This window comes from Mycobacterium sp. KBS0706, assembly GCF_005938675.2.
In the GTDB taxonomy this organism is placed as follows: domain Bacteria; phylum Pseudomonadota; class Alphaproteobacteria; order DSM-16000; family Inquilinaceae; genus Inquilinus.
In genome coordinates this window covers 39,039-47,189 of sequence record NZ_VCCH02000064.1, presented here as the reverse complement: position 1 = coordinate 47,189, position 8,151 = coordinate 39,039, and the positions used below count along the sequence as shown (strand labels likewise).

General features: G+C 68.2%; 5 protein-coding genes. 3 read left to right on the top strand and 2 right to left on the bottom strand.

Annotated elements, in window-relative coordinates:
• Positions 1–280: 280 nt before the first annotated feature.
• Positions 281–1,129, top strand: a complete 849-nt coding sequence (locus FFK22_RS28350; protein WP_186002697.1) for a hypothetical protein — start codon at positions 281–283, stop codon at positions 1,127–1,129.
• Positions 1,130–1,153: 24 nt separating this feature from the next.
• Here the strand turns inward: FFK22_RS28350 and FFK22_RS28345 are convergent, their stop codons facing one another.
• Positions 1,154–4,336, bottom strand: a complete 3,183-nt coding sequence (locus FFK22_RS28345; protein ID WP_138888455.1) for an efflux RND transporter permease subunit — start codon at positions 4,334–4,336, stop codon at positions 1,154–1,156.
• 12 nt (positions 4,337–4,348) lie between these two features.
• Positions 4,349–5,542, bottom strand: coding sequence for an efflux RND transporter periplasmic adaptor subunit (locus tag FFK22_RS28340; RefSeq protein WP_138888454.1), 1,194 nt, complete (start codon positions 5,540–5,542; stop codon positions 4,349–4,351).
• A gap of 228 nt (positions 5,543–5,770) precedes the next feature.
• Here FFK22_RS28340 and FFK22_RS28335 point away from each other — a divergent pair, with 228 nt between their 5' ends.
• Together FFK22_RS28335 and FFK22_RS28330 are read left to right on the top strand one after the other, a co-directional pair.
• Positions 5,771–7,090 carry a replication-associated recombination protein A gene (locus tag FFK22_RS28335; protein ID WP_138888453.1) on the top strand — a complete coding sequence of 440 codons (1,320 nt, stop codon included), beginning with the start codon at positions 5,771–5,773 and terminating at the stop codon, positions 7,088–7,090.
• A gap of 124 nt (positions 7,091–7,214) precedes the next feature.
• On the top strand, positions 7,215–8,138 hold the full coding sequence (locus FFK22_RS28330) for an aspartyl/asparaginyl beta-hydroxylase domain-containing protein (protein WP_138888452.1): 924 nt from the start codon (positions 7,215–7,217) through the stop codon (positions 8,136–8,138).
• Positions 8,139–8,151 lie beyond the last annotated feature (13 nt).

Sequence of the window (8,151 nt, the reverse complement as noted above, 5' to 3'; positions counted from 1 at the left end):
TCGGGTTCGCTCTTTGGCGAACCCAACATCCCGCTGCCCTCGCGGCTCCCCGATCCTGTTGGGTTCGCGTACCGCGAACCCAGCCTACGAAGCCCGGTTGCGCAGCCTTCCACACTCCTCCTGCGGGGAGTGGGGAGCGTCTGCGCGCGTCTGCGCCTCGTGCCATCCTGGAAAACCCCATCATCCCCGCGAAACGATGCGGTCCATGATTCGATCCCGGCCGGTTGCCTCTCACGCGCCCGGCTGAAATGATCCGCCCCGATTCGTGGGAAGGGGATGGATGATGGCGGCACTTTCGAGCGGCGACCTGCTGCGGCGGGCGCTGGGCTGGAGCCTGGGGCATATCCGCGCCCTGGCATGGCTGGCGGCGCCGGCGATCGCCTTCGCGCTGATCTTCCACTTCGCCATCGACTGGCTGTGGGGCGACGATGTCGTGATGATGGCTTCGGGCCAGGCGCCGTCCGGCGCCGGCGCCCTGGCCATGCTGCTGTCGATTCTGGTCCTGCTGTTCGCCATCGCGCTGATCGCGGTCAGCTGGCATCGCTACGTGCTGCGAGGCGAGCTGGCGCCGTTCCCGGCCGACGCCGGGACGCTGCGCTTCCTCCTGACCCAGATATGGCTTGGCTTCCTCGGCATGGTCACGGCCGTGGCCGGACTGTTCGTGCTGTCGATCCTGCTCGGCCTCGTCGGCGGCCCGTCGCTGCTGCAGTCCTTCGCCGAGGGCGGGGCGACGGGGGGGCTGGCGGGGATCCTGGGGCTATCCGTCGTGACCTTGGTGCTGTCGACCGTGCCCTTCTCCTTCTACGGCCTGGTCCTGCCCGCCATCGCGATCGGCGACCGGGGCCTGACCGCGGCCGAGAGCAGCCGCCTGCTGCGCGGCCGGCGGTTGGCGGTGCTGGGAGCGCTGGTCATCGTTCTGCTGGGGGATGTCCTGGTCTCCATCGGTCTCGGCCTGGTGCTGGGGGCGATCCTGCCGGAGGACCAGGGCTTCGGCCTCGCAACGCTGGTGTCCAGCCTCGCGTCGATGGCGCTGACCGCGGTCGGGGTCAGCGTCTTCGCGGGGGTGCTGTCGGAGCTGTACCGGGACCTGCGCCTGCCGGAGCTGGCGCGGGGCGGTGTCCCGGACTGAGGCTCCGGGACACCGCCATCGCAATCACTCCGCCGGGCCGGCTTGCGGCTTCGGCACCGCCGGCTTGCGCCGGCCGACCACCGTGCCCAGCCAGCGGCAGACGACGTAGAACAGCGGCGTGAACAGCAGGCCGAACACGGTCACGCCGATCATGCCGAAGAACACCGCCGTGCCCAGCGACTGCCGCATCTCGTAGCCGGCGCCCGACGCGATCACCAGCGGCACCACGCCGAAGATGAAGGCGAAGGAGGTCATCAGGATCGGCCGCAGCCGGGTGCGGGCGGCCGAGATCGCGGCCTCCTGCCGGCTCTCGCCATGCTCCTCCGCCTGGCGGGCGAACTCGACGATCAGGATCGCGTTCTTCGCCGCCAGGCCGATCAGCACGACGAAGCCGATCTGCGCCAGGATGTTGACGTCCATACCCCTGAGCAGTAGCCCCGTGACCGCGGCCAACAGGCACATCGGCACGATCAGGATGACCGACAGCGGCAGGGTCCAGCTTTCATACTGCGCCGCCAGCAGCAGGAAGACGAACACCACCGAGGCGACGAACACCAGCATGCCGGTGTTGCCGGCCAGCTTCTCCTGCAGCGCCAGCTCGGTCCATTCGAAGCCGAAGCCCTGCGGCAGGGTCTCGGTGGCGATCTGCTCCATCGTCGCCAGGGCATAGCCGGTGGAATAGCCCGGCAGGGTCGCCCCCTGGACCTCGGCCGCCGGGTACAGGTTGAAGCGCGGCACGCGATAGGCGCCGGTGCGGTCGTGGAAGCTGGCCACGGCGCTGAGCGGCACCATCCCGCCGCTGTCGCTGCGGGTCTTGTAGTTGCCGATGTCGCGCAGGTTCTGCCGGAACTTGCCGTCCGCCTGCGCGGTCAGGCGGAAGGTGCGGCCGAGATAGTTGAAGTCGTTGACATAGGTCGAGCCGAGATAGACCTCCAGCGTCTCGAACACCCGGTCGGCCGGCACGCCCAGCATCTCCGCCTTCACCCGGTCGATATCGGCATAGAGCTTCGGCGTGCGGGTGTTGAACAGCGAGAACACGCCGGCCAGGCCGGGGGTCTGGTTCGCCTTCGCCACGATTTCCTGGGTCGCGGCGTCCAGCGCCGGCAGGCCGCGGCCGGACTTGTCCTCGACCATCATCTTGAAGCCGCCACCGGTGCCGATGCCGCGCACGGGCGGGGGCTGGATGACGATGATGAAGGCGTCCTGGATGTGGGCGAGCTTCTGGGTCACGGCCCGCTGCAGCTCCGTCACCGTCTGGCCCTTGGCGGTGCGTTCGGCGAAGGGCGCGAAGGGGGTGAAGATCGCGCCGGCATTCGAGGCGTTGGTGAAGGTGGCGCCGTCGAAGCCGGAGAACGGCACGACATGGGCGATGCCCGGCACCTCCAGGATCTCCTTGGCGGCCTGCCGCACCACCGCATCGGTGCGGGCGAGGGAGGAGCCGGGGGGCAGCTGGATCACGGTGATCAGGTAGCCCTGGTCCTGGTCGGGGATGAAGCCGGTCGGCGCCCGGCCGAACTGCAGCCCGGTCAGGCCGATCAGCCCGACATAGAGCACCAGCATGACCGCGGCGAAGCGGACGATCCGCCGGGTCAGCCCGCCATAGCCGAGCGACAGCTTGTCGAAAGCCCAGTTGAAGCCGCGGAAGAAGGACTGGATCGGCCGGAACAGCACGAAGGTCTTCTTCTCGTGATGCTCCTGGTGCGGCTTCAAGAGGATGGCGCACAGCGCCGGGCTCAGGGTCAGCGACACGAAGGCCGAGATCACCGTCGCCGCGGCGATGGTCACCGCGAACTGGCGGAAGAACTGGCCGGCGATGCCGCTGATCAGCGCCGCCGGGATGAACACGGCGCACAGCACCAGGGCGATGGCGATCAGCGCGCCGCCGACCTCGTCCATGGTCAGATGCGCCGCCTCTTTCGGCGACTTGCCCTCGCGCAGATGCCGCTCGACGTTCTCGACCACCACGATGGCGTCGTCGACGACGATGCCGATGGCGAGCACCAGCCCGAACAGCGACAGGTTGTTCAACGAATATCCCAGCGCCGCCATCACCATGAAGGTGCCGATCAGCGAGATCGGGATGGCGACGACCGGGATGATCGCCGCGCGCCAAGTCTGCAGGAACAGGATGACGACGATGACGACCAGGACGATCGCCTCCCAGATCGTCTTCTCGACCTCATGCACCGATTCGGCGATGAACTCGGTCGGGTTGTAGACGATGTTGTACTGCAGGCCCGGCGGGAAGCTCTTGGACAGCTCCTGCATGGTCGAGATCAGGCGATCGGCCGTCTCGAGCGCGTTCGAGCCCGGGCGCTGGAAGATCAGCAGCGGCACCGCCGGCCGTTCGTCGAGATAGCCGTTGGCGGTGTAGTCCTGGGCCGCCAGCTCGACCGTGGCGATGTCGCGCACCCGGGTGACGCGGCCGTCGGTGTCGGTCTTGATCACGATGTTGCCGAACTGGCGCGGGTCGGACAGCCGGCCGAGCGTCTCGACATTGAGCTGGTAGGCGCCGCTCTGGTTCGGCACCGGCGGCTGGTTCAGCACGCCGGAGGCGACCTGGACGTTCTGCGAGCGCAGCGCCGCGACCACCTCGCCTGCAGTCATGTTGCGCGAGGCCACCTTGTCCGGGTCCAGCCAGACCCGCATGGCGTAGTCGCGGGAGCCGAAGATGCGCACGTCGCCGACGCCGTCGAGGCGGGCCAGCACGTCCTTGATCTGCAGCGTCGCGTAGTTGGAGATGTAGAGCGGGTCGCGCGACCCGTCCGACGAGCTGAGATGGATCACCATCATCAGGTCGGGCGAGGATTTGCGCACGGTGACGCCGATCTGGCGCACCTCCTCCGGCAGCCGCGGCTCGGCCACGGCGACGCGGTTCTGCACCAGCACCTGGGCGATGTCGAGATCGGTGCCCAGCGCGAAGGTGACCTGGATCACCAGCTGGCCGTCGCCGGTCGCCTGCGACTGCATGTACAGCATATGCTCGACGCCGTTGATCTCCTGCTCGATCGGCGTTGCGACCGTGTTGGAGACCACCTCGGCCGAGGCGCCGGGGTAGGAGGTGCGGATCTCGATGGTCGGCGGCGCAATCTCGGGATACTGCGCCACCGGCAGGGTGAAGTACGCGGCCGCGCCGAGCAGCACGACCAGGATCGACAGCACCGTCGCGAAGATCGGGCGGTCGATGCAGAAATGGGAGAAGCGCATCTGGGCCTGTCCTCAGTTCGCTTCGTATTCCGGCGCCGGCTCGATCTTGCCGGGCTGCGCCGTGACCTTGGCGCCCGGGCGCGCCCGGACCAGCCCATTGATGATGACCTTCTCCTGCCCGGTCAGGCCCTCGCGCACGATGCGCAGGCCGCCCGGCTGGGTCGGGCCCGGCCGGATCATCTTGGGTTCGACCGTGCCGTCATCCTTGACCGTCATCACGATCCGGTTCGACTGGTCGGTCAGGATCGCGCTGTCCGGGACCAGGATGGCCTCGTACTCGTTCGATCCCGGCAGCCGGATGCGGCCGAACTGGCCCGGGGTGATGAACAGGTCCTTGTTGTCCAGGATGGCACGGGCGCGGATGGTGCCGGAGCCGGGGTCGATCTGGTTGTCGACGAAGTTCATGGTGCCGGCATGGGGCCAGTCCTGCTCGTCCGGCAGGCGGGTCTGGATGATCGTCTGGTTGTCGCGGGTCGAGGGCAGCTTGCCGGCCACCACCGCGCGCTGATAGGCGAGGTAGTCGGCCTCGCTCATGTCGAACTCGAAATAGATCGGGTCCAGCGCCACGATGGTGGTCAGCAGGGTCGAGTTGGGGTCGCCCGTGACCAGGTTGCCGATGTCGACGCGGCGGTTGGAGACGCGGCCGGCCATCGGCGCCTTGACCTGGGTGAAATCGAGGTTCAGCTGGGCCGATTGCAGCGCCGCCGTGGTCTGGGCCACCGCGGCCTCGGCCGCCCGGCGCTCCTGCACCGCCTGGTCATAGGCCGAGCGCGAGACGTTGGACTGGGCGACCAGCGACGAGGCGCGGTCGAGCTGGACCTTGGCGAGGTCGAGCCGGGCCTCGGCGCTGGTCAGGTCGGCCTTGGCCGAATCCACCGTCGCCTGGTAGGGCCGCGGGTCGATCACGAACATGACGTCGCCCTGCTTGACCGTGGCGCCGTCGGCGAAGTTGATCGACTGCAGATAGCCGGAGACGCGGGCGCGCACCTCGACCCTCGCGGTCGCCTCGTAGCGGCCGGTGAACTCGTCCCATTCGGTGATCTTCTTGACCAGTGGCGAGGCCACCGTGACCGGCGGGGGTGGCGGCGCCGACTGCCCCTGGTCGCCGCCCGATTCGTTGCAGGCGGCCAGGAAAGCCACCGTAGCCAATGCCGCGAGGGTGCCGAACACCCTTCCTGGCCGCGTCTGCAGGCGCCCGGTCATCATGTCTCGCACTCCACAGGAGGTCCCCGGCCAAGAGGGTCGTGCCTGCATGGGGGGTTGTCAATTGTCGGGGTTATAGCTGCGGGTCGTTCGCCTTTTGCACTGCAAAAGTTCCCGGCGAAGTGACCGTGATCACATCCGGGCGAAAGCGTGGCCGGATTGTGGCGCCGGCTCCGGCGGCGAAGCGCGCCATTGCGCCGCCGCGGCCGCTGGCCGACGATGCGGCCCATCATGGCACGCTCCCCGAGACCCGACGACACGCCCTCGCTTTTCGCCGACCAGGCGCCGCGGCCGCTGGCCGACCGGCTGCGGCCGCGCAGCATCGGCGAGGTGGTTGGCCAGGACCATCTGCTGAAGCCGGAGGGCCCGATCGGCCGGATGGTGGCGGCGCACCGCATCGCCAGCATGATCCTGTGGGGTCCGCCCGGCTGCGGCAAGACCACGCTCGCCCGGCTGCTGGCCGAGCACACCGACCTGCATTTCGAGCCGCTGTCGGCGATCTTCTCCGGCGTCGCCGACCTGCGGAAGATCTTCGAGGCGGCGCGCGGCCGGCGCGCGGCCGGGCAGGGCACGCTCTTGTTCGTCGACGAGGTGCACCGCTTCAACCGCAGCCAGCAGGACGCCTTCCTGCCGGTGGTCGAGGACGGCACCGTCACCCTGATCGGCGCCACCACCGAGAACCCGTCCTTCGAGCTGAACGCGGCGCTCCTGTCGCGCTGCCAGGTCTTCGTCCTCAACCGCCTCGATTTCGCGGCGCTGGAGGAGCTGCTGCAGCGGGCCGAGGCGACGGAGGGCCGGACGCTGCCGCTGACGCCGGAGGCGCGCGACGCGGTCAAGGCCATGGCCGACGGCGACGGCCGCTACCTCTTGAACCTGGCGGAGGAGCTGTTCGCGCTGAAGCCGGCCGCGCCGCTCGACGCCGCCGGCCTGGCGCAGACGGTGCAGCGCCGGGCGCCGGTCTACGACAAGGCGCAGGAGAGCCACTACAACCTGATCTCGGCGCTGCACAAATCGCTGCGCGGCTCCGACGTCGATGCCGGCCTCTACTGGTTCGCGCGGATGCTGGCGGGCGGCGAGGACCCGCTCTATGTCGTGCGCCGGCTGGTGCGCTTCGCGGTCGAGGATATCGGCATGGCCGACCCGCAGGCGCTGACCCAGTCGCTGGCGGCCTGGGACGCCTATGAGCGGCTGGGCAGCCCGGAGGGCGAGCTGGCGGTTGCCCAGGCGGTGATCTACCTGGCCACGGCGCCGAAATCGAACGCGGCCTACACCGCGTTCAAGGCCAGTGCCCGCGCGGCGAAGGAGACCGGCAGCCTGATGCCGCCGATGCATATCCTCAACGCCCCGACCAAGCTGATGAAGGAGATCGGCTACGGCAAGGGCTATGCCTACGACCACGACACGGACGAGGGCTTCTCCGGCCAGAACTATTTCCCACCGGACATGGACCGGCAGGAGTTCTACCGCCCGGTGGAGCGCGGCTTCGAGCGCGAGATCAAGAAGCGGCTGGACTATTGGGCCAAGCTGCGGGGGCAGAGGACGGAGGAGTAACGCCGCCCCCGTCGGGCGGTGCGGCGCCCTGACCTATCGGTCAGGTCGGAGGAATGGTATAGAGCGTGCGAATTGGTCGCAAACCCGGTCCCGTCGCCCGGGTCCGGTTGGAGGTATGGCCCAGATGCTGGCCACTGTGCTCGCCCCGAAGTTCCTGATCGTCTACGCCTATATCGCGTCGGCGCTGTGGGTGCATTTCCGCGGCCAGGTGCGGCACCGCTTCACCCGCCAGCTGACCGATCACTCGACCTTCTTCGCACCGATCAACTGCTTCATGTACCTGTTCTCGCGGGTGCCGAGCACGCCCTATCATGACCCGCGCAGCTTCCCGGAGCTGCAGGCGCTGAAGGACAACTGGCACGTCCTCCGCGAAGAGGCGCTGCGGCTGCAGGAGGAGGGCGACATCAAGGGCTCGGACAAGCTCGACGATGTCGGCTTCAACTCCTTCTTTCGGCGCGGCTGGAAGCGCTACTACCTGAAGTGGTACGGCGACCCGCTGCCCTCGGCCGCGGCGCAGTGCCCGAAATCGGTGGCGCTGGTGCAGACCATCCCGGGCCTGAAGGCGGCGATGTTCACTTCGCTGCCGCCGGGCGGCAAGCTGGTGGCGCATCGCGACCCCTATGCCGGCTCGCTGCGCTACCATCTCGGCCTGATCACGCCGAATGACGACCGCTGCCGCATCATCGTCGACGGCAAGTCCTACAGCTGGCGCGACGGCGAGGACGTGGTCTTCGACGAGACCTTCATCCACTACGCCGAGAACTTCTCGGACGAGAACCGTGTGATCCTGTTCTGCGACGTCGAGCGGCCGATGCGGTTCCGCTGGGCGCTGGCGGTGAACCGCTTCTTCGCCAAGTATCTGATCCAGGCCGGCGCCACCCGCAACGCCGACGGCGACAAGGTCTCGGGGCTGAACAAGGCGTTCGCCTACATCTATCCGATCCGGAGCTACTTCAAGGGCATCAAGAAGAAGAACCGGAAGCTGTACTACGCGATCAAATATGTCTTCTTCGGCGGGTTGCTGGCGGCGTTCCTCGCCCTGGCCTGACACCGCCTTCCTT

Excerpts from the sequence above, each read along its gene's own strand:
- FFK22_RS28350 (WP_186002697.1), top strand. The coding sequence starts at position 281 with ATGATGGCGGCACTTTCGAGCGGCGACCTGCTGCGGCGGGCGCTGGGC.
- FFK22_RS28345 (WP_138888455.1), bottom strand. The coding sequence starts at position 4,336 with ATGCGCTTCTCCCATTTCTGCATCGACCGCCCGATCTTCGCGACGGTG.
- FFK22_RS28340 (WP_138888454.1), bottom strand. The coding sequence starts at position 5,542 with ATGATGACCGGGCGCCTGCAGACGCGGCCAGGAAGGGTGTTCGGCACC.
- FFK22_RS28335 (WP_138888453.1), top strand. The coding sequence starts at position 5,771 with ATGGCACGCTCCCCGAGACCCGACGACACGCCCTCGCTTTTCGCCGAC.
- FFK22_RS28330 (WP_138888452.1), top strand. The coding sequence starts at position 7,215 with ATGCTGGCCACTGTGCTCGCCCCGAAGTTCCTGATCGTCTACGCCTAT.